Annotated in this window: 19 protein-coding genes and 1 tRNA gene; 5 read left to right on the plus strand and 15 right to left on the minus strand. The window is 66.7% G+C overall.

Annotation, left to right across the window (positions count from 1 at the left end):
- Positions 1-8 precede the first annotated feature (8 nt).
- Positions 9-662, plus strand: a complete 654-nt coding sequence (locus tag QZ500_RS03200; RefSeq protein ID WP_295850731.1) for a glutaredoxin family protein — start codon at positions 9-11, stop codon at positions 660-662.
- Positions 663-686: 24 nt separating this feature from the next.
- Here the strand turns inward: QZ500_RS03200 and rpiA are convergent, their stop codons facing one another.
- Positions 687-1,391 (minus strand): ribose-5-phosphate isomerase RpiA, encoded by a 705-nt coding sequence (rpiA, locus tag QZ500_RS03205; RefSeq protein WP_295850735.1) that lies wholly within the window; start codon positions 1,389-1,391, stop codon positions 687-689.
- A 59-nt stretch (positions 1,392-1,450) separates the two neighbouring features.
- Here rpiA and QZ500_RS03210 point away from each other — a divergent pair, with 59 nt between their 5' ends.
- The gene (locus QZ500_RS03210) at positions 1,451-2,500 is read left to right on the plus strand and encodes a quinone-dependent dihydroorotate dehydrogenase (RefSeq protein ID WP_295850916.1); all 1,050 of its coding nucleotides are present in this window, start codon (positions 1,451-1,453) and stop codon (positions 2,498-2,500) included.
- Here the strand turns inward: QZ500_RS03210 and QZ500_RS03215 are convergent.
- From QZ500_RS03215 to uvrB, 11 genes are all read right to left on the minus strand, one after another.
- Entirely contained in the window at positions 2,481-5,531 is a 3,051-nt protein-coding gene (locus QZ500_RS03215; protein ID WP_295850738.1) for an EAL domain-containing protein, read from the minus strand. The two genes, QZ500_RS03210 and QZ500_RS03215, sit on opposite strands and share 20 nt — an antisense overlap.
- A gap of 271 nt (positions 5,532-5,802) precedes the next feature.
- A tRNA-Val gene (locus QZ500_RS03220) sits at positions 5,803-5,877 on the minus strand.
- Between the two features lie 41 nt (positions 5,878-5,918).
- Positions 5,919-6,617, minus strand: coding sequence for a DNA polymerase III subunit epsilon (dnaQ, locus tag QZ500_RS03225; protein ID WP_295850740.1), 699 nt, complete (start codon positions 6,615-6,617; stop codon positions 5,919-5,921).
- A 1-nt stretch (position 6,618) separates the two neighbouring features.
- Positions 6,619-6,957 (minus strand): ISC system 2Fe-2S type ferredoxin, encoded by a 339-nt coding sequence (fdx, locus tag QZ500_RS03230; RefSeq protein ID WP_295850742.1) that lies wholly within the window; start codon positions 6,955-6,957, stop codon positions 6,619-6,621.
- A 33-nt stretch (positions 6,958-6,990) separates the two neighbouring features.
- On the minus strand, positions 6,991-8,859 hold the full coding sequence (gene hscA / locus QZ500_RS03235) for a Fe-S protein assembly chaperone HscA (protein WP_295850744.1): 1,869 nt from the start codon (positions 8,857-8,859) through the stop codon (positions 6,991-6,993).
- A gap of 30 nt (positions 8,860-8,889) precedes the next feature.
- Positions 8,890-9,408 carry a Fe-S protein assembly co-chaperone HscB gene (hscB, locus tag QZ500_RS03240; RefSeq protein ID WP_295850919.1) on the minus strand — a complete coding sequence of 173 codons (519 nt, stop codon included), beginning with the start codon at positions 9,406-9,408 and terminating at the stop codon, positions 8,890-8,892.
- Between the two features lie 78 nt (positions 9,409-9,486).
- Positions 9,487-9,810 carry an iron-sulfur cluster assembly protein IscA gene (gene iscA, locus QZ500_RS03245; RefSeq protein WP_295850747.1) on the minus strand — a complete coding sequence of 108 codons (324 nt, stop codon included), beginning with the start codon at positions 9,808-9,810 and terminating at the stop codon, positions 9,487-9,489.
- 1 nt (position 9,811) lies between these two features.
- Positions 9,812-10,231, minus strand: coding sequence for a Fe-S cluster assembly scaffold IscU (gene iscU, locus QZ500_RS03250; protein ID WP_295850750.1), 420 nt, complete (start codon positions 10,229-10,231; stop codon positions 9,812-9,814).
- Positions 10,232-10,276: 45 nt separating this feature from the next.
- Positions 10,277-11,497, minus strand: a complete 1,221-nt coding sequence (locus QZ500_RS03255; RefSeq protein ID WP_295850753.1) for an IscS subfamily cysteine desulfurase — start codon at positions 11,495-11,497, stop codon at positions 10,277-10,279.
- Positions 11,498-11,605: 108 nt separating this feature from the next.
- Positions 11,606-12,142: a Fe-S cluster assembly transcriptional regulator IscR gene (gene iscR, locus QZ500_RS03260; RefSeq protein ID WP_295850756.1), complete on the minus strand. Its 537-nt coding sequence runs from the start codon at positions 12,140-12,142 to the stop codon at positions 11,606-11,608.
- Between the two features lie 208 nt (positions 12,143-12,350).
- A complete protein-coding gene (gene uvrB / locus QZ500_RS03265; protein ID WP_295850759.1) occupies positions 12,351-14,477 on the minus strand; it encodes an excinuclease ABC subunit UvrB in 2,127 nt (708 codons plus the stop codon).
- Positions 14,478-14,641: 164 nt separating this feature from the next.
- Here uvrB and QZ500_RS03270 point away from each other — a divergent pair, with 164 nt between their 5' ends.
- From QZ500_RS03270 to QZ500_RS03280, 3 genes are all read left to right on the plus strand, one after another.
- On the plus strand, positions 14,642-15,838 hold the full coding sequence (locus QZ500_RS03270) for an amino acid aminotransferase (protein ID WP_295850762.1): 1,197 nt from the start codon (positions 14,642-14,644) through the stop codon (positions 15,836-15,838).
- Between the two features lie 261 nt (positions 15,839-16,099).
- Positions 16,100-17,563, plus strand: a complete 1,464-nt coding sequence (gene phaZ, locus QZ500_RS03275) for a polyhydroxyalkanoate depolymerase (protein ID WP_295850765.1) — start codon at positions 16,100-16,102, stop codon at positions 17,561-17,563.
- Positions 17,544-18,260 (plus strand): RnfABCDGE type electron transport complex subunit B, encoded by a 717-nt coding sequence (locus tag QZ500_RS03280; RefSeq protein ID WP_295850767.1) that lies wholly within the window; start codon positions 17,544-17,546, stop codon positions 18,258-18,260. Before phaZ ends, QZ500_RS03280 begins: the two co-directional genes overlap by 20 nt.
- Before the next feature lie 17 nt (positions 18,261-18,277).
- Here the strand turns inward: QZ500_RS03280 and QZ500_RS03285 are convergent, their stop codons facing one another.
- Genes QZ500_RS03285 through QZ500_RS03295 form a run of 3 tightly spaced genes read right to left on the minus strand, consistent with a single transcriptional unit; the run spans position 18,278 to position 21,134 of the window.
- Complete coding sequence (locus tag QZ500_RS03285; protein ID WP_295850770.1) at positions 18,278-18,769, minus strand: VOC family protein; 492 nt, start codon at positions 18,767-18,769, stop codon at positions 18,278-18,280.
- A complete protein-coding gene (locus QZ500_RS03290; protein WP_295850773.1) occupies positions 18,766-19,053 on the minus strand; it encodes a cupin domain-containing protein in 288 nt (95 codons plus the stop codon). Before QZ500_RS03290 ends, QZ500_RS03285 begins: the two co-directional genes overlap by 4 nt.
- Positions 19,054-19,085: 32 nt before the next feature.
- Positions 19,086-21,134 (minus strand): acetyl/propionyl/methylcrotonyl-CoA carboxylase subunit alpha, encoded by a 2,049-nt coding sequence (locus QZ500_RS03295; protein ID WP_295850776.1) that lies wholly within the window; start codon positions 21,132-21,134, stop codon positions 19,086-19,088.
- Between the last annotated feature and the right edge of the window lie 19 nt (positions 21,135-21,153).

A 21,153-nucleotide genomic window follows, 5' to 3' on the forward strand; every position in this document is an offset into this window, starting at 1 on the left:
CCCTCACCATGGCACTCGCCGTTCGCGCTACCGCCCTGACGCTCCTGCTGGCCGGTGTGGCCAGCGGCGCAGCCGCACAGGTCTACCGGATCATTGGTCCTGACGGGCGGGTCACCTTTTCCGACCGGCCCCCGGCCGCTGCAGCGGCCGTACCTGCTCTCGCGGAGCCCATGGCGGCCGGCGCCGCCGGCCCGTCGCTCCCGTTCGAACTGCGATCCATCTCCCAGCGGTATCCCGTCGTCCTGTACACCTCGAGCGACTGCGGCCCGTGTGCGAGCGCACGTCAGCTCCTGCGCAGCCGCGGGGTTCCGTTCACGGAAAAGACGATCGCGACGGCAGAAGATTCGGAAGCCCTCAAGCGCATCAGTGGCGATAGCGCGCTCCCGTTTGCGACCGTGGGTGGCCAGCACCTGCAGGGGTTTTCCGACGCGGAATGGACGCAGTACCTCGACGCGGCGGGGTACCCTAAGCAGTCGCAGTTGCCGCCCGCCTACCAGTTTCCCGCGGCCACGCCGCTGGTTGCCGTTCAACGCCCGGCAGCGGCGGGCAGTGCGCGGCCCAACACGGCAGCCCCGGGGCCGGCACCGTCAGCGGCCGGCGATCGACCGGCACCGCGCGCCCCCGCCAGTCGGCCGTCGAATCCTGCAGGTCTGCAGTTCTGACACTGCAGCGATCCGCAGGACGGATCAGTACCGGAGTGTCTCGACACCGCCGGCACCGGCCAGCAGGCAGACATGCGCCTTCTGGTGCGCGAACACACCGACGGTCACCACACCGGGCCAACGGCTCACCTCGTTTTCGAAGGCCAGCGGATCGGTGATGCGCAGGCCGGTCACATCCAGAATGTGCTGCCCGTTGTCGGTCACCAGCGGCTGGCCGTCCCGCATGCGGAGCGTCGCCGTCCCGCCCTGTGCGGCGAAATCGCGCACGATGCGCGTCTCGGCCATCGGAATGACTTCGACCGGCAGCGGGAAGCCGCCCAGGACTTCCACGCGTTTGGACACGTCGGCGATGCAGACGAACTGCCGCGCAAGCGCTGCGACGATCTTCTCGCGCGTCAGGGCCGCACCACCACCCTTGACCATGAACCCGCGGCCATCGATCTCGTCCGCGCCGTCGATGTAGACCGCGAGCGACTCGACTTTCTCCGCATCGAACACGGTGATGCCCGCTGCGCGCAGACGCTCGGTGCTCGCCAGGGAGCTGGACACTGCGCCCGGAATGCGGTCGCGCATCGTCGCCAGGGCATCGATGAACTTATTGACGGTGGAGCCGGTGCCGACGCCCACGATTTCGCCGGGAACCACGTAGTCGAGCGCCGCGCGGCCGACCAGGGTCTTGAGGGCGTCCTGGGACAGCGGTGCGGAAGAGGGGGCGTCTGCGTGCTTCATTGGCAATCGGTGAAGGAAAATGCGCGGTTCGACCCGAACCGGGAACTGGAAATTATCCGATGCCGCTGCTGCCCTACGCTCTCGCCCGCCCTCTTCTGTTCCGTCTCGATGCCGAAGCGGCGCACGACTTCACGCTCGACTGGCTGGCCCGAGGCCAGAACACGCCGCTCGCGTGCGCATGGAAGCAGCCGACCGTCGACGACCCGATCACGCTCGCGGGGTTGACGTTTCCGAACCGGGTCGGCCTGGCGGCCGGGCTCGACAAGAACGCGCGCGCGATCGATGCCTTTGGTGCGATGGGTTTCGGCTTCGTGGAGGTCGGCACCGTCACGCCTCGCGGTCAGGCCGGCAATCCGAAGCCGCGCATGTTCCGCCTGCCGGATGCCGATGCACTGATCAACCGGCTGGGTTTCAACAATCAGGGTCTCGACGCCTTCCTGGCGAACGTGCGCCGGTCGCGACTGCGCCAGCGCGGTGCGGCGCTGCGCCTCGGGCTGAACATCGGCAAGAATGCCGACACCCCGATCGACCGTGCCACGGACGACTATCTGGCCTGCCTGGACGGCGTTTATCCGCATGCCGACTACATCACCGTCAACATCAGTTCGCCCAATACGAAGAACCTGCGCGCGCTCCAGGCGGACGACGCCCTCGACCCGCTGCTGGGCGCGATCACCGCGCGGCGCGGCGAACTGGCGGCCCGACACGGTCGCCAGGTGCCGGTATTCGTGAAGATCGCGCCGGACCTGGACGAGGCACAGGTCGATGCGGTCGCCGCGACGTTGCTGCGCAACGGGATGGACGGCGTGATCGCGACCAATACGACCATCGCGCGCGACCAGGTGCAGGGCCTGCCGCATGCGGACGAGACAGGCGGGCTGTCGGGCGCGCCGGTACGCGAGGCGAGCAACCAGGTGGTCGCCCGGCTGCGCGCCCGGTTGGGCGCCGGTTTTCCGATCATCGGCGTGGGCGGCATTCTCTCGGCCGACGATGCGGTCGCGAAAGTGCAGGCGGGCGCCGACGTGGTGCAGATCTACACCGGCCTCATCTACCGCGGGCCCGCACTGGTGCACGACGTCGCGCGTGCGCTCAGTGCCCTACGGAGATAGGCCGCAGATTGCTCAGCATCACCTGCATCGGTGCCGGGCGTCCGAAGAGATAACCCTGGAAGGCACGGCAGCCGCTTTCGGTCAGGAAGTCGAGCTGACCGATGGTTTCGACGCCCTCCGCAACGACGGCCAGATCCAGGCTTTCCGCGAGGGCGAGAATGGTCCTGACGATGGCGGCATCGTTGGGATCGGTCAGCACGTCGCGCACGAAAGACTGATCGATCTTCAGCTGGTCCAGCGGCAGCCGCTTCAGATAGCTGAGCGACGAATAGCCGGTGCCGAAATCGTCGAGCGAAAAACCGACTCCTCGCGCGCGGAGGGCGCCCATCTTGGCGATGATGTCCTCCACGTCGTTCAACAGCAGGCTTTCGGTCAGTTCGATCTTGAGCCGGTCGCCGCGGGCACCGGTGCGCTCGAGGATCGACACCACCTGCGGTGCGAAGTCCAGCTGCCGGAACTGGCGCGCACTCACGTTCACCGCGATGGTCAGGTCGCGGGTCTCGGGTTCGGCGGCCCACTGGACCAGTTGCGCGCAGGCCGTTTCGATCACCCACTGGCCGATGCCGAGGATCAGGCCGGTCTGTTCGGCCAGCGGAATGAACTCGCCGGGAGACACCATCCCGCGCTGCGGGTGGCGCCAGCGCAGCAACGCCTCCGCACCGGTGAGCTGCGCCTGGTGGTCGACCACCGGCTGGTAGTACAGGACCAGTTCCGCATTGTCGAGCGCAGTCCGCAGATCGGCTTCCAGCGCCGACCGGCGGATCACGGCCTGCTGCATCTCGGGATGGAAAAAGCACAGCGTATTGCGGCCCGCAGCCTTGGCCTGGTACATCGCGAGATCGGCCCGCTTCAGCAACTCGTCCACGCTGCGGATCTGTCCGTCGAACACCGCAATGCCCAGACTCGGCGTGCTGTGGTGCTGGTAGCCATCCAACAAGTAGGGGTGATTCAGTACCGACAGAACCCGCTCGCCGACGATCCGGGCATCGCGGACGGCCGTGGCTTCATCGCCGGGCAAAGACTCCAGCATCACCACGAACTCGTCGCCGCCGAGACGGGCGACCGTATCTCCGGACTTCACGCAGGTGACGAGCCGGTTGGCGACGCGCTCCAGGAGCGAATCCCCTACATCGTGTCCCATCGTGTCGTTCAGGTCCTTGAAATTGTCGAGATCGATGAACAGCAAGGCGCCGCGCTGCCCGCGATCGCGACAGCGTGCGAGCGCGGCGGTCAGGCGATCCAGCAGCAGACGTCGGTTGGGCAATCCGGTCAGTGCGTCGTAGAACGCGAGTCGCTCAATCTCGTCTTCCACCCGCTTGCGGTCGGTGATGCTGCGCCCGATGCCGCGGTAACCCCGGAAACGGCCGCTGGCGTCGAAGATCGGCGCTCCGCTGATCGAGACCCAATAGACCACGCCAGCCGTGTCGAGCCGCTGCAATTCGAGATCGTGGAATACCTCGTGCGCGTCAAGCACTGCGCGGTGGGCATCCCAGTCGTCGTCGGTCATGTTGAGCGCGCCGAGGTCCCATCGGGTGAGCCCGATGTTGTCCTCCTTGGGCATGCCGATCTGTGTATCGGAATACCCCTCGAACCGCACGAAGCGGTGCATCTCGTCGAGTTCCCAATACCAGTCGGACGACAGCTCGGTCAGGGCACGGAAACGGGCTTCGCTCAGACGCAACGCTTCGTCGGCGCGCTTGTGCTGGGTAACGTCCATGTGCGCGATCACCATGCGCACCGGCGCGCCGGCTGCGTCGCGCTGCATCACTTTGCCGCGGTCGAGCACCCAGATCCAGCGGCCGCTGTGGTGCCGCATCCGGTATTCCGCTTCGTGGACGGCGGTCAACCCTTCCCAGTGGTCGGCGATCGATGCGCGGACCCGCGCGGTATCTTCCGGGTGGACGCGCGAGAACCAGTGGTCGGGTCCATGGACGGCTCCACCCGTCGGCAGCCCGAGCAGCACGCACCAGCGCGCGTTGAACTCGATGCGATGCTCGGGAATATTCCAGTCGAGCAGGCCGACATCGGCGCCCGACAGCATGAAATCCAGCCGTTCCGCATACGCCTTCTCGTCGATCGTGCGCTGACGATCACGCGCGTCGCGCGCCGCACGGCGGCGTTGCAGGGTCCAGAGGCCGATGGCACCGCACGCCGCCAGCAGAGCGGCGAGTAGAAGCTGGACCTGGAGCCGCTCGGCCCAGGGTGCGTACACGGCGTCCAGCGAACGTGCCATGCGGATCTCCAGAGCCCGCTCCAGCATGCGCCCTTCGCCGCGCAGCGGCTGCCACACCGTCAGCTGGTCCGGCTCTGTGGACTGCGGTGCGATCTGCTCCGGCACGCCTGAAACGGGCGCCGCGCCGAGCACCGTACCATCCGCATCGACAAGCGCGACCTGCATGTCCGGCGCGTAGAGCGACGAGGTGAGCACGCCGGTGACGTAACGTCGGTCCATCACCGCGTAGACGAGTCCGTCGAACTCCCCATCCGGCCGGCTGATGGTGCGGAACAGCGTCAGACTGGGGCGCGCCGGCGATCCCAACCGGATGGCCGGCGTCGCACCGGTCACCCGTGCCGAGGTGCGCGCCGCCGCAAAAAGAGGTTCGTCCGCGACACTCGCCCCGACGGCGGCGAGGTCGTTGGATGCGCGCACCATCCCCTTGGCATCGACGATGCGCAACTGTTCGATGCCGGGCACCAGATCCTGCACCGCCTGCAGTGCTTGCGAGGTCCGATGCAGCGGATCCTGCCGATCGAAGACCACCGTCGAGATCCGCACGCGCTCGACCGCCGATGCCACCGCCGCCACCTCTTGTCCGAGACGATTGGCGATCTGGGCGGCCTGACCTGTCAGACGCTCTTTTTCTGCATCCTCGATGCGTTCGCGCTCCTCCAGCTGCAGATGCGCGCCGACCGTCAGGACGATGGCGAAGACCATCGACAGACCAACCCATTCCCACCAGGTCCGCGACTGCCGCCCGACAGCACCGCTATCGATGGCGCGCGCGGCCTCTCCGGGCGCTGGCTTATCCATGGAAGCCCGACGGACCGCACGACAGTGGCGAAAGCATGGGTCCTCCTCGTACGGGTGGGCACACAAAAAAGCCCGACCGCAGGGTGCCGGGCTTCCACGGGGGCAGCAGGTCAATTCGGAGAAAGGGCATGGACGGCCCTCTGCGGATCTCACCGTGCGATCGACTCAGTTTACACGTGATACCTGCCTGTCCCGGCCAAGCACGTCCCTACTGACACCGGCCGTGGCAAAAAGAAAACCCCGCAGTCCGAAAGACTGCGGGGTTCGATATTGGTGGGTGATGCAGGGTTTGAACCTGCGACCCCTGCCGTGTGAAGGCAGTGCTCTACCGCTGAGCTAATCACCCGTGTCGTTGTTCACAACAGCCCGCGATTATGGCACAGTTTTTCAGGCTTTTCGCCAAAGCGCACCGCCGGACGATTTGTCGAGCTGCAACAGTACTTTCTCGTGCGCTTCCAGTTCGTGCTCGCCCGCCAGGATGACCGGCAGCGTGAACTGGCGCAGATCTACCTGCACTACTTCGACATGCCCGACCTCTGGTTCGTCCGTGTCGATCATCAGGGCGTTCTGACCACGCGTCAGATTGATGTACACGTCTGCCAGCAACTCGGCATCCAGCAAGGCTCCGTGCAGCGTCCGTCCGGAGTTGTCCACGCCGAGCCGGTCGCACAACGCATCCAGCGAGTTGCGTTTGCCCGGAAACATCTCCTTGGCCATCACCAGCGTATCGGTCACGCTGCCGACGTACCGCTTCAACGGCGGCCGACCGGTGAGTTCGAGTTCCTTGTTCAGGAAGCCGACGTCGAAGGCGGCGTTATGGATGATCACCTCGGCGCCGGTCAGGTAGTCGAGCAGTTCCTCGGCGACCGCCTCGAACTTCGGCTTGTCCCGCAGGAACTCGTTGCTGATACCGTGCACCTTCAGCGCATCCTCGTGGCTGTCGCGGCCCGGATTCAGGTAGTAGTGCTTGTTGCGGCCGGTCAGCTTGCGGCCGACCAGTTCCACGCAGCCGATCTCGATGATGCGGTCGCCCCCTTCGGCTGAGAGTCCGGTGGTTTCCGTATCGAGCACGATCTGGCGCGCCATGTCAGTGGTTCTCCTTGGCATGGTTGATCGAGTATTTCGGGATCTCGACCGTCACGTCGGCCTGCGCCAGTATCGCCTGGCAGGACAGGCGCGACTGCGGCTCCAGGCCCCATGCACGGTCCAGCAGGTCTTCCTCGACCTCGTCGGGTTCGCCGAGCGATGCGAAGCCCTCGCGCACCACCACGTGGCAGGTGGTGCAGGCCGCGCTCATGTCACATGCATGCTCGATCGCGATGTCGTGGTCGAGCAAGGCCTCGCAGATCGAGGTCCCGGCAGGTGCCGTGACCTGTGCGCCCTCCGGGCAGTATTCGGGATGGGGAAGAATCTTGATGACCGGCATGGCTCGAAACTGTCGTGGGAAGGACGGAGGCGCTCAGAGCGCCTGGACGTTGCGGCCCGCCAAAGCTTGGCGGATGCCGCGGTTCATGCGCTCAGCGGCGAAGGCTTCGGTGCCGTCGGCGAGCGCCTTGGTGGCGGCGACCAGCGTCGGTGCATCGGTGCTGTCGGCGTGGGCGCGCTCCAGTGCCGACACCAGCGCCTCGATCCCAGACCGCGCGTCCGCATCCAAGAGGTCGCCATCGGCGGCGAGCGCGCTGCGGGTGGCCATCAGCATGCGTTCGGCATCGACCCGGGCCTCGGCGATCGCCCGTGCGGCCATGTCCTGGCCGGCGGTGGCGAAACTCTCCTGCAGCATGCGGGCGATGTCGCCGTCGGCCAGGCCGTACGAGGGTTTGACGTCGATCCACGCCTCGACGCCGCTGGTCTGCTCGCGGGCGGCGACGCTCAGCAGGCCGTCCGCATCGATCGTGAAGGTCACGCGGATGCGTGCCGCGCCGGCAGGCATGGGCGGAATGCCGCGCAATTCGAATCGCGCCAGACTGCGGCAGTCGGCGACGAGGTCCCGCTCGCCCTGCACCACGTGCAGCGCGAGCGCGGTCTGGCCGTCCTGGTAGGTGGTGAAGTCCTGGGCCTTCGCCGTGGGGATCGTCTCGTTGCGCGACACGATGCGCTCCACCAGCCCACCCATGGTCTCGATGCCGAGCGACAGGGGAATCACGTCGAGCAGCAGCAGGTCGCCACTGCCCTGCCCTGCCAGTTGCTGCGCCTGGATCGCCGCACCGAGTGCGACTACCTGGTCCGGATCGAGATCGACCAGCGGTTCGCGCCCGAAGCATCGGCCCACCGCCGCACGGACCTGCGGCATGCGCGTCGCACCGCCCACCAGAACGACACCCTGTACGTCGTCGGGACCTATGTCGGCATCACGGAGGGCACGTCGCACGGCGGCTATGGTGCGGGCGGTCAGTGCCGCCGTCGCCTCCTCGAACTCGGCGCGTTTGACCTCGAAATGCACCACAGCGCCCGCCAGCTCCGCGGAGAACGCTACCCAATCCATAGCAGACAGCGCTTCCTTGCAGGCCCGGGCAGCCTGCCGCAGCGCCGCCTTGTCGGATGCGCTGTCGGCACGCGCACCGGTGCGCTCCAGGACCCAGTCGGCCAGCGTAGCGTCGTAATCGTCGCCGCCGAGCGCCGAGTCGCCGCCGGTGGCGATCACCTCGAACACACCCCGCGTCAGGCGCAGGATCGAAATGTCGAACGTACCACCCCCGAGGTCGTAGACCGCGTAGATGCCCTCGCTGGCGTTGTCGAGCCCGTAGGCGATCGCCGCTGCGGTCGGCTCGTTGATGAGCCGCAGGACTTCCAGCCCTGCCAGGCGGGCGGCATCCTTGGTTGCCTGTCGCTGCGCATCGTCGAAATAGGCGGGGACCGTGATGACCGCACCGCGGATATCGTCGTCGAAGGTGTCTTCCGCCCGCTGCCGCAGCGTGGCGAGGATCTCTGCACTGACTTCCACCGGTGACTTCACACCGGCAACCGTCTCAATGCCGAGCATGCCTCCCTCCGCACCAGCGTCCTGCACGAAGCGGTACGGCAGCCGATCCGGACGGTCGAGGTCGCTCACCGACCGGCCCATGAAGCGTTTTGCCGACACGATGGTGTTCTCGGGGTCCTCCACCGCCGACGCGCGGGCGTCCCAGCCGATCTGCCGGCCCTGCGCCGACAGATAGCGCACCACCGACGGCAACAGAATGCGGCCCTGCTCGTCGGGCAGGCATTCGGCGACACCGTTGCGCACGGCAGCGACCAGCGAATGCGTCGTGCCCAGGTCGATGCCGACGACGATATGGCGCTGATGCGGGTCGGGGGACTGGTGGGGCTCGGAGATCTGGAGAAGTGCCATGCGGTAGAGGGGACAGGTCGGGGCAACCGTCTATTGTCCGTGCTGATCCGCGCGTGCCGCGACATCCTGTGCGAAACGCGTGATGAACATGAGGGCTCTGACTTCGCGTGCCGCGGCGGCGGCGTCGTCGTCCCTGTCGAGTGCTGCCTCGCAACGCTCCAGTGCGGCACGGCGGGCGGCGCGGACTTCGGCCTCGAGCGCAGCCAGGGCCTCCGCGTCGTCCGCATCGTCGAGCGCCTCGCGCCATTCCATCTGCTGCATCAAGAAGGCCGGCGGCATGGCGGTGTTGTCCTCCGCGGCGATCGGCGCACCGCGCAATTCGCACAGATAGGCAGCGCGCTTCAGCGGATCCTTCAGACGGCGGTAGGCCTCGTTGATCCGCACCGACCACTGCATCGCGATCCGCTGCGCCACCGCACCGTCGGCCGCGAAACGGTCCGGATGCGCCTCGCGCTGCAGTTCCTTCCAGCGGGTGTCGATGGCAGCGGCATCCTGGCCGAAGCGCTTCGGCAAACCGAAAAGCTCGAAATCATCAGACTGCAGATTCATCGTTCGGACGTTCAAAGCCAAGAAAAAGACCGCCGGCACCGTGATGCAGGCGGTCGATGGGTTGAGGCCAGTGCCGGCTCAGATCCGGAAACTCTCGCCGCAGCCGCAGCGGTCGCGTTCGTTCGGATTGTTGAACTTGAAACCTTCGTTCAAGCCCTCCCGCACGAAGTCGAGCTCGGTGCCATCGAGGTAGGCCAGACTTTTCGGATCGACCATCACCTTGACGCCGTGGTTCTCGAAGGTCACGTCGCCTTCGGTCAGGTCGTCGACGTACTCGAGCTTGTAGGCCATGCCCGAGCAGCCGGTCGTCTTCACGCCGAGGCGCACGCCCAGCCCCCTGCCCCGCTTGGTCAGGTAGCGGCTGACGTGCCGCGCAGCCTTTTCGGTCAGGGTGACGGCCATGTCAGTGCGCTGCCTCCGCGACCGCCGGGATGTCGGCCGAAGCGCGCTTCTTGCGGTAATCATCCACCGCAGCCTTGATCGCGTCTTCGGCCAGGATCGAGCAGTGCACCTTCACCGGCGGCAGTGCCAGCTCTTCGGCGATGACGCTGTTCTTCAGCGCGGCGGCTTCGTCGAGCGTCTTGCCCTTGACCCATTCGGTCACCAGCGACGACGACGCGATCGCCGAACCGCAGCCGTAGGTCTTGAAGCGCGCATCTTCGATCACGCCGGTATCCGGGTTGACCTTGATCTGCAGCTTCATCACGTCGCCGCAGGCGGGCGCGCCCACCATCCCGGTGCCGACCGAATCGTCGCCCTTCGCGAAGGAGCCGACGTTGCGGGGGTTTTCATAGTGGTCGATGACCTTGTCGGAATAAGCCATGGCAGTTCCTTGTTCTGATACGAAATCGTGGGGCGGGCCGGCGCGTCAGTGCGCGGCCCACTGGATGGTGCTGATGTCGATGCCGTCCTGGTGCATCTCCCACAGCGGGCTCAGTTCGCGCAGCTTCGCGACGTTGTGCCGGATGGTCGAGATCGCATAGTCGATCTCTTCCTCGGTGGTGAAACGGCCGATGGTCATGCGCAGGCTGCTGTGCGCGAGTTCGTCGCTGCGGCCGAGGGCGCGCAGCACGTAGCTCGGCTCCAGGCTGGCGGACGTGCAGGCCGAGCCCGACGACACCGCCAGACCCTTGATGCCCATGATCAGCGACTCGCCTTCGACGAAGTTGAAGCTCATGTTCAGGTTCTGCGGCACTCGGCGCTCCATGCTGCCGTTGATGAATACCTGTTCGATGTCCTTCAGGCCATCGAGCAGGCGCTGCTGCAGCACGCGCGCCTTCGCATTCACCTCGTCCATTTCCAGGCGGATGATGCGGAAGGCCTCGCCCATGCCGACGATCTGGTGGGTCGGCAAGGTGCCCGAGCGCATGCCGCGCTCGTGACCGCCGCCGTGGATCTGCGCTTCCAGCCGGACCCGCGGCTTGCGGCGCACGTACAGCGCGCCGACCCCTTTCGGGCCATAGGTCTTGTGGGCCGTCATGCTCATCAGGTCGACCGGCAGCGTCTTCATGTCGATCGCGACGCGGCCGGTAGCCTGCGCAGCATCCACATGAAACAGCACACCCTTCTCGCGGCACAGCGCGCCGATGGCCGGGATGTCCTGGATGACGCCGATCTCGTTGTTGACGAACAGCACACTGACGATGATCGTGTCGGGCCGGATCGCCGCCTTCAGCTTGTCGAAGTCGACCAGGCCATCTTCCTCGACGTCGAGGTAGGTCACCTCGAAGCCCTGGCGCTCCAGTTCGCGCATCGTGTCGAGCACGGCCTTGTGCTCGGTCTTCAGCGTGATCAAGTGCTTGCCTTTCGACTTGTAGAAGTGGGCGGCGCCCTTCAAGGCGAGGTTGATCGACTCGGTCGCACCGCTGGTCCAGACGATCTCCCGCGGGTCGGCACCAATCAGCTCGGCCACTTGGCCACGGGCCTTCTCGATGGCTTCTTCGGCTTCCCAGCCCCACGCGTGGCTGCGAGAGGCCGCATTGCCGAAATGCTCGCGCAGCCAGGGAATCATCGCGTCGACAACGCGCGGGTCCACCGGCGTCGTTGCGCCGTAGTCAAGATAGATCGGAAAGTGCGGGGTCATGTCCATAGCAAACTTGGTGGGCTGGCGGAAGCGCGAAGCTCCGGCTGGCGATCAAACGGACAGGCAATGCCGCATGGCATCGACCGTCTCCGGAAGCGGCCGTGGCCGCCTCCCTCAGGACTTGGCGAAGGCGTTGCCGAGGGCGAACACCGAGTTCGGTGCGTTCACCCGGATCGGCTTGACGACCGGCGTGCTGGAGATGGCACGGCGCACGGCCGGCTTGTCCTCCACCTGCACGCCCTTGGCGATCTGCTCGTCCACCAGCTTCTGCAGCGTGACCGAATCGAGGAACTCCACCATGCGCTGGTTCAGCGACGCCCACAGTTCGTGCGTCATGCAGCGGCCGGCTTCGCCAAGGCAGTTTTCCTTGCCGCCGCAGTGCGTGGCATCGATCGGTTCGTCGACCGACACGATGATGTCGGCCACCGTGATGTCGGCAGCCTTGCGGCCGAGCGTGTAACCGCCGCCGGGGCCGCGGGTGGACTCGACCAGTTCGTGGCGGCGCAGCTTGCCGAATAGCTGTTCCAGATAGGACAGCGAGATCTGCTGGCGCTGGCTGATGGCAGCCAATGTGACCGGGCCATTGTTCTGGCGCAGGGCCAGATCGATCATGGCAGTCACGGCAAAACGACCTTTGGTTGTGAGACGCATGGCAACTCCTTGTGGCTGATGCTCGTGTGTAAAACCTCCGGCGTGTGGCCGGTGGCACCGTCTCCGCCCTGTTTCCCCTCGTGGCCGGCATCCGCAGCGCACGACGAGGCCCTTCATCGCAGGTTCTTTGTTGAGTATTTACGTCAAGTATATCACAAGACCCGTCATTTCTGTCGGATATCCCCTGCGCGCCGCTGTGCGCTGCCGCCTACGCCGCACCACCTGCGGACGGGAACAGCACGACGTTGTCCGAACCCGGCGCACCGAAGGCCCGCTCCTTGAGCAAGGACAGCTGGTCGCGCAGACGGGCCGCCTTCTCGAATTCGAGGTTGCGGGCGTGCTCCAGCATCTGCTTTTCCAACCGCTTGATCTCGCGCGACACATCCTTCTCCGACATGTCTTCGACCTGCGCCTGTAGCAGTCCCTGCTCCAACCGCGCCGCTTCCTTGCCCGACTTCTCGCTGTACACACCGTCGATCAGATCCCGCACCTGCTTCACGATGCTCCGCGGCGTGATGCCCTGCGATTCGTTCCAGGCGATCTGCTTGGCCCGGCGGCGCTCGGTCTCGCTGATCGCCTTCTGCATCGAATCGGTGATCTTGTCGGCATAGAGGATCGCGCGGCCGTTCAGATTCCGCGCAGCGCGGCCGATCGTCTGGATCAGCGAGCGCTCGGCGCGCAGGAAGCCTTCCTTGTCCGCGTCGAGGATGGCGACCAGCGACACCTCCGGAATGTCCAGGCCCTCCCGCAGCAGGTTGATCCCGACCAGCACGTCGAACGCGCCGAGCCGCAAATCGCGCAGGATTTCCACCCGCTCGACCGTGTCGATGTCGCTGTGCATGTAGCGCACTTTGACGCCGTTGTCCGACAGGTAGTCCGTCAACTGCTCGGCCATGCGTTTGGTCAGCGTCGTGATCAGCACCCGCTCGTTCTTCTCGACACGGATGCGGATTTCCTGCAGCACGTCGTCCACCTGGTGGGTGGCCGGGCGCACCTCCACCACCGGATCGACCAGCCCGGTCGGGCGCACCACCTGCTCGACGACCTGGCCCGCGTTGTCCTGCTCGTACTGCGCCGGCGTGGCGGACACGAAGACGACCTGGTGCATCCGCGTCTCGAACTCGTCGAATTTGAGCGGACGGTTGTCGAGCGCCGACGGCAGCCGGAAGCCGTACTCGACGAGCGTCGTCTTGCGGGCCCGGTCGCCGTTGTACATGCCGCCCAGCTGACCGATCATGACGTGGCTCTCGTCCAGGAACATCAGCGCGTCCTTGGGCAGATAGTCGGTCAGGGTGGCCGGCGGCGCACCGGGTGGTGCGCCGCTCAGGTGGCGGGAATAGTTCTCGATGCCCTTGCAATGGCCGATCTCGGCGAGCATTTCCAGGTCGAAGCGGGTGCGCTGCTCCAGCCGCTGCGCCTCCACCAGCTTGCCCTGCGAGACGAAATAGTCGAGCCGCTGGGCCAGTTCAAGCTTGATCGCCTCGACCGCCGACAGCACCTTGTCGCGCGGCGTGACGTAGTGGCTGGAGGGGTAGACGACAAAACGCGGCACCTTCTGGCGGACGCGGCCGGTCAGCGGGTCGAACAGTTGCAGGCTCTCGATCTCGTCATCGAACAGCTCGATGCGGATCGCCAGCTCGGAGTGCTCGGCCGGAAAGATGTCGATCGTGTCGCCCCGGACCCGGAACGAGCCGCGCGAGAAATCCTGCTCGTTGCGGGTGTACTGCATGCGGATGAGCTGCGATATCGCGTCGCGCTGGCTCTGCTTGCCGCCCACCTTCAGGATGAACCGCATCTGGGTGTAGTCCTCGGGGGCGCCGATGCCGTAGATCGCGCTTACCGTCGCCACGATCACCACGTCCCGCCGCTCCAGCACGCTCTTGGTGGCCGACAGACGCATCTGCTCGATGTGCTCGTTGATCGCGCTGTCCTTCTCGATGAACAGGTCGCGCTGGGGCACGTAGGCCTCGGGCTGGTAGTAGTCGTAGTAGCTGACGAAGTACTCGACCGCGTTCTTCGGGAAGAACTCCCGGAATTCGCTGTAGAGCTGCGCCGCCAGCGTCTTGTTCGGCGCGAAGACGATCGCCGGCCGGCCCAGCCGGGCGATCACGTTGGCCATCGTGAAGGTCTTGCCGGAACCGGTCACGCCCAGCAGCGTCTGGAACACCTCGCCGTCCTGCACACCTTCGACCAGCTTGGCGATCGCCGCCGGCTGGTCGCCGGCCGGCGGATACGGCTGGAACAGCTCGAACGGCGAGTCGGGGAAGGTGACGAACTCGCCTGCGCGTTCGGCGGGCGGGTCCTGGGGAACGAGGGCGGGAGCGTGGTCGGGCATGGTGCGATGACGATCGGGCATGGTGGGAGGGCGGCAGGGGCAGGCACGACAGCCAGCGCTGATTAAAATCCCATGTGGTCCCGCGTGCCGCCGATTCAAGCCGCGCCCCTGCCCGGACCCCGCTTTTACCTCCCCCTTCTCCCGCTACCAAGGACACTTTTCCCATGTCTCTGTTCACCGCCGTCGAGATGGCACCGCGCGACCCGATCCTGGGCCTCAACGAGCAGTTCGCCGCCGACACCAACCCGAACAAGGTCAACCTCGGCGTGGGCGTGTACTACGACGACAACGGCAAGCTGCCGCTGCTGAACTGCGTCCAGGCCGCGGAAAAGGCGATGATGGAAGCGCCCAAGGCACGCGGCTACCTGCCGATCGACGGTATCGCCGCCTACGATGAAGCGGTGAAGACCCTGGTCTTCGGCGCCGGCAGCGAGCCGGTCACGTCCGGCCGCGTGGCCACGGTGCAGTGCATCGGCGGCACCGGCGGACTGAAGGTCGGCGCCGACTTCCTGAAGCAGCTGAACCCGGAGGCTAAGGTCCTGATCAGCGACCCGAGCTGGGAGAACCACCGTGCGCTGTTCACCCGCGCCGGTTTCGAGGTCGGCACCTACCCGTACTACGACGCCGACAAGCGCGGCGTGGACTTCGACGGCATGCTGGCCGCCCTGAACGCCGCCGCGGCCGGGACCATCGTGGTGCTGCACGCGTGCTGCCACAACCCGACCGGCTACGACATCACGCCCGCGCAGTGGGACCAGGTGGTCGCCGCGGTGAAGGCGAAGAACCTGGTCGCCTTCCTCGACATGGCGTACCAGGGCTTCGGCCACGGCATCGCCGAGGACGGCGCAGTGATCGGCAAGTTCGTCGACGCTGGCCTGACCTTCTTCGTCTCGACCTCGTTCTCGAAGAGCTTCAGCCTGTACGGCGAGCGCGTCGGCGCGCTGTCGGTCCTGGCGGCGTCGAAGGAGGAAGCGGCCCGCGTGCTGAGCCAGCTGAAGATCGTGATCCGCACCAACTACTCCAACCCGCCGACCCACGGCGGTGCGGTCGTTGCCGCCGTGCTGGGCACGCCGGCCCTGCGTGCGCAGTGGGAAGAAGAACTGGCCGGCATGCGGGTCCGCATCAAGGAGATGCGCCAGAAGCTGGTGGACGGCCTCAGGGCCGCGGGCGTGCAGAAGGACATGTCGTTCATCACCGAGCAGATCGGCATGTTCAGCTACTCCGGCCTGACCAAAGACCAGATGGTCCGCCTGCGCAGCGAGTTCGGCGTGTATGGCACCGATACCGGCCGCATGTGCGTGGCCGCCCTGAACAGCCGCAACATCGACCACGTCTGCGCCTCGATCGCGAAGGTGGTCTGACACCTCGGCGACCCCGTCCCGTCCATCGCAATGGGCTGCTTCGGCAGCCCTTTTTCATGCGGCATCGGCAACGAACCAAGCGTTTGCGCTCACCCTATCTGCGCATTCAGCTATGAAATTTATAGCTGAATTCGATTGCATCGACCGGATCGCCGACGCCGAATAGGGCGGTCTCCGGACGCTTTGTATCGGTCGAACTACCGATGCGTCAGAAATTGCCTGCTGCTATATTGCACTGCAACATTACCCCAGGAGAGTCCCATGCTCTACCAGTTCTACGAAGCGCAACGCGCCTTGATGGAGCCGTTTGCCGATTTCGCGCATGCGGCCTCGAAGATGTACAGCAACCCGCTGACGCCGATGGGCCAGGCCCCGTTCGCGCAGCGGCTGTCGGCGGGCTTCGATCTGCTGCACCGGCTCGGCAAGGACTACGAAAAGCCGGTGTTCGGCATCCAGACCGTGCCGACCGAGAGCGGCGAGGTGGTCGTCCACGAGACGATCGAGCTGGACAAGCCGTTCTGTGAGCTGCGTCGTTTCAAGCGCTTCACCGACGACCCGGATACGCTGGCCCGCCTGAAGGCCGATCCGGTCGTGCTGGTAGTCGCGCCGCTGTCCGGCCACTACGCCACGCTGCTGCGCGATACGGTCAAGACCCTGTTGCGCGACCACAAGGTCTACATCACCGACTGGAAGAACGCCCGGCTGGTACCGCTGGCCGAGGGCGAATTCCACCTCGACGACTACGTCAACTACATCGAGGATTTCATCCGCCACCTGCAGGCCAACTACGGCAACTGCCACGTCATCAGCGTCTGCCAGCCGACCGTGCCGGTGCTGGCCGCCATCTCGCTGATGGCCTCGCGCGGCGAGACCACGCCGCTGTCGATGACGATGATGGGTGGCCCCATCGACGCGCGCAAGTCGCCGACGGCGGTGAACAACTTGGCGACCAACAAGAGCCACGAGTGGTTCGAGAACAACGTGATCTACCGCGTGCCGCCGGGCTTCCCGGGCGAGGGGCGCCGCGTGTACCCGGGCTTTTTGCAGCACACCGGCTTCGTGGCGATGAACCCGGACCGGCACGCGAAGAGCCACTTCGACTACTTCAAGGACCTGATGAAAGGCGACGACGCGAGCGCCGAGGCCCACCGCAAGTTCTACGACGAGTACAACGCGGTCCTCGATATGGATGCGGACTACTACCTCGAGACGATCCGCACCGTGTTCCAGGACTTCTCGCTGGTGCACGGCACCTGGGATGTCCGCGCGCCGGACGGCACGCTCGAACGGGTCCGGCCGCAGGACATCAAGACCACCGCGATGCTGACGGTCGAAGGCGAGCTGGACGACATTTCCGGCTCCGGCCAGACCGCCGCGGCCAACGACCTGTGCGAAGGGATTCCGGCCGACCGCAAGCGCCACCTGGAAGCCAAGGGCGCCGGCCACTATGGCATCTTCAGCGGCCGGCGCTGGCGCGACGTGGTGTATCCGCAGGTGCGGAAGTTCATCCGGACCTTCGACCGCGGCGTCGCGGAAGCCACCTCCCGCACGCTCGAAGATGTGCCGGCCGACGGCCACCGCCCCGGCTCGCCGGCGGCGCCCAAGCCGCGCACGGTGAAGGCCGCCGCCAACGCCGCCACCCGGACGGCCGAGGAAAGCGCGCACCCGGCTGCCGCCAGCCGGCCTGCCCCGCCCGCCAAGCGCCGTGCCGCCCGCCCGCGCTGACGGAAACGCACCGACCGCCGGCCCGACCGGGTCGGCGGTCGCGCTTCTCGCGGCACGGCTCGACGCCGCCTTGCCGCAGACGCAGTGCACCCGCTGCGGCTATCCCGATTGCGCGGCCTACGCCACGGCCATGGCCACGGGCGAGGCGGAGATCAATCGCTGCCCGCCCGGCGGCCGCGAGGGCGTCGAGCGGCTCGCCGCCATCGTCGGGCGCTCGCCGCTGCCGCTCGACGCGGCCTCTGGCGCCGAAGGTCCGCGGCGGCTGGCGGTGATCGACGAAGCCTGGTGCATCGGCTGCACCCTGTGCCTGGACGCTTGCCCGACCGACGCGATCCTCGGGCGCAGCAAGCGGATGCACACCGTGATCGAGGCGCACTGCACCGGCTGCGAGCGTTGCATTCCCGTCTGTCCGGTGGACTGCATCGCACTGGTGCCGTCGGACAGCGGAGAGCGGACCGGCTGGGGCGCCTGGTCGCAGGTCCAGGCGAACGAGGCCCTCGGTCGCTACCGCTTGCACCGGGCTCGCGCCATCACCATGCCGACGGCGATCGACGAGGAACCGGCGCCCGAATACGTTTCTGCCCCTCCCCTCGCGCCGAACCCTCCGCAGACGCCGCCGTCTGAAGACAGCGCCGCCGACCGTCGTAAGGCCGCCATCGCCGCGGCGCTCGCCCGCGCACGCGAACGGCGCGGCTGATCCGCCGCGCGCGTCCCTCAGTTTCGCACCGCGCCCAGCGCCGCCACCACCTCCGGCGGCGCCTGGACCAGCTCGATCAGCACGCCCTCGCCTGCGATCGGAAACGCCTCGTTGGCCTTCGGATGCAGGAAACAGATGTCGTGGCCCGCCGCACCCGGCCGGATGCCGCCGGGCGCGAAGCGCACGCCCTGCCCTTCGAGCCAGGCGACCGCGGCCCGCAGGTCGTCGATCCAGAGGCCGACATGGTTCAGCGGAGTCGTGTGCACCTCCGGTTTGCCCGCCGGGTCGATCGGCTGCATCAAATCCACCTCGACCGCATGCGGGCCGCTGCCGATGGCGCAGATGTCCTCGTCGACGTTCTCGCGCTCGCTGCGGAAGTTGCCGGTCACCTGCAGGCCGAGCATGTCCACCCACAGCGTGCGCAGCCGCGCCTTGTCCGGCCCGCCGATGGCGATCTGCTGGATGCCGAGCACGCGGAACGGCCGCTGCACCGCTGCCGCCGCCGTCATGCGCCGGCCCCCGATGCCCGGCGCGCCGAGAGGTAGTGCACGCCGCCTTCGTTCGGCACCGTCTCCAGGTGCGGCGTGTCGGGCGGCAGGTCGAAGATGTCGCCCGGCCGGTAGGTGCGCTGGATGCCGTCGACCTCCAGCACAATGGCGCCCGACAGGATCAGCGCGCGGGCGTGGAACGGGTGGGCATGCGATTCGAGGTGCCAGCCCTGCGGGCGCTGCACATCCACCGGGGCGTCGAAGCCCTGGGCCTGCATGTCGGTGGCGAATGTCTGGGGAGTCATGGAGGGTCCTGGTAAATAAGAACGGTCGCCGCTCAGGCGAATTCGAGGATGACCTGGTCGACCGCGAGCGACTCGCCCTTGCGGGCCACCACCGTGCCGACCACGCCGTCCTGCGCGGCGAACAGGATGTTCTCCATCTTCATCGCCTCGATCACCGCCAGCTTCTCGCCGGCCTGCACCGTCTGGCCGGGCTGCACTGCCACGTCCACCAGCAGGCCGGGCATCGGCGACAGCAGGAACTTGCTCAGGTCGGGCGGCGCCTTGTAGGGCCTGAGCGCGTGCAGGCGGGCGCCGAGCGGCGACAGCACCATCGCGTCGATCTGCGTGCCGTCGTGCTGCACCCGCAACGCCAGCGGATTCTTCGGGGTGCCGCGCTCGATCTGCGCGGTGAACGGCCGGCCGTTGACCGTGCCCTGCACCCGCAGGCTGCCGAGCGGTGCGTTGCTATCGATCTTGTAGCTGCTCGCGCCCACCTGGACGGCGCTGGAGCCGGTTTTGCCCTGGAAGTCGGTGACGGTGACCGGCGTGTGCACGTTCTGGCCGTCGGCCTTCAGCGTGACGACGACGAAGGCCTCGCCGATCTTCACCCCGTGGCCGGCCAGCTGGCCGCTGATGCCCGAGGCCCGCGCCCGCTGGCGGCGGTGCAGGTAGGCCGCCAGCGCCACCAGGAAATCCGGATCGGCATGCGGCACGTCCTCGGCGCGGAAGCCGTGGGCGTAGTGCTCGGCGATGAAACCGGTGTTGAAGTCGCCCGCTACGAACTTCGGATGCGCGAGTAGCGCCGCCTGGAACGGGATGTTGCTGCTGACGCCGCGGATCACGAAGCCGTTGAGCGCCTCGCGCATCTTGGCGATCGCATGGTCGCGGTCGGTGCCGTGGACGATCAACTTGGCGATCATCGAATCGTAGTACATCGGGATCTCGCCGCCCTCGTACACGCCGGTATCCACCCGCACGCCCTGCAGGTGCTCGGTGTCGGCCGCGAACATCGTCGCCTCCGGCGGCTGGAAGCGCACCAGCCGGCCGGTGGACGGAAGGAAGTTGCGGAACGGGTCCTCGGCGTTGATCCGACATTCGATCGCCCAGCCGTCGCGCTTCACGTCTTCCTGGCGCAACGGCAGCGGTTCGCCGGCGGCCACGCGGATCATCAGCTCGACAAGGTCCAGGCCGGTGATGCACTCGGTCACCGGGTGCTCCACCTGCAGCCGGGTGTTCATCTCCAGGAAGTAGAAGTCCTGGTCTTTGCCGACCACGAATTCCACCGTGCCGGCCGACTGGTACTTCACCGCCTTGGCGAGCGCGACGGCCTGCTCGCCCATGGCCTTGCGCGTCGCCTCGCTGATGAAGGGCGACGGCGCCTCCTCGATCACCTTCTGGTGGCGGCGCTGGATCGAGCATTCGCGCTCGTTGAGGTAGATCACGTTGCCGTGCGCGTCGCCGAGCACCTGGATCTCGATGTGGCGCGGCTCCTGCACGAACTTCTCGATGAAGATGCGGTCGTCGCCGAAGCTGTTGCGGGCCTCGTTCTGGCAGGCGGTGAAGCCGGCCAGCGCTTCCTGGTCGTCGAAGGCGACCCGCAGGCCCTTGCCGCCGCCGCCGGCCGACGCCTTGATCATCACCGGGTAGCCGATGTCGCGGGCGATCTCTACCGCGCGCTCGGGCGACGGGATCGCGTCGTTCCAGCCCGGGATGGTGTTGACCTGTGCCTCGCCCGCGAGCTTCTTCGAGGCGATCTTGTCGCCCATCGCGGCGATGGAATAGTGCTTCGGCCCGATGAAGGCGATGCCCTCCTCCTCCACCCGGCGGGCGAAGGCCTCGTTCTCCGACAGGAAGCCGTAGCCGGGGTGTACGGCTTCAGCGCCGGTCTGTCGGCAAGCGGCGATGATGCGGTCGGCCTGCAGGTAGGACTCGCGCGAGGGCGCCGCGCCGATGTGCACCGCCTCGTCGGCCAGCTCGACATGGCGGGCATCCTTGTCAGCGTCGGAATAGACGGCGACCGTCTTGATGCCCATCTTGCGGGCGGTGGCGATGACGCGGCAGGCGATCTCGCCGCGGTTGGCGATCAGGATCTTTTGGAACATGGCGGTGTCTCCGTCGAGG

The organism is uncultured Xylophilus sp. (assembly GCA_913776965.1).
Lineage (GTDB): Bacteria > Pseudomonadota > Gammaproteobacteria > Burkholderiales > Burkholderiaceae_C > Xylophilus.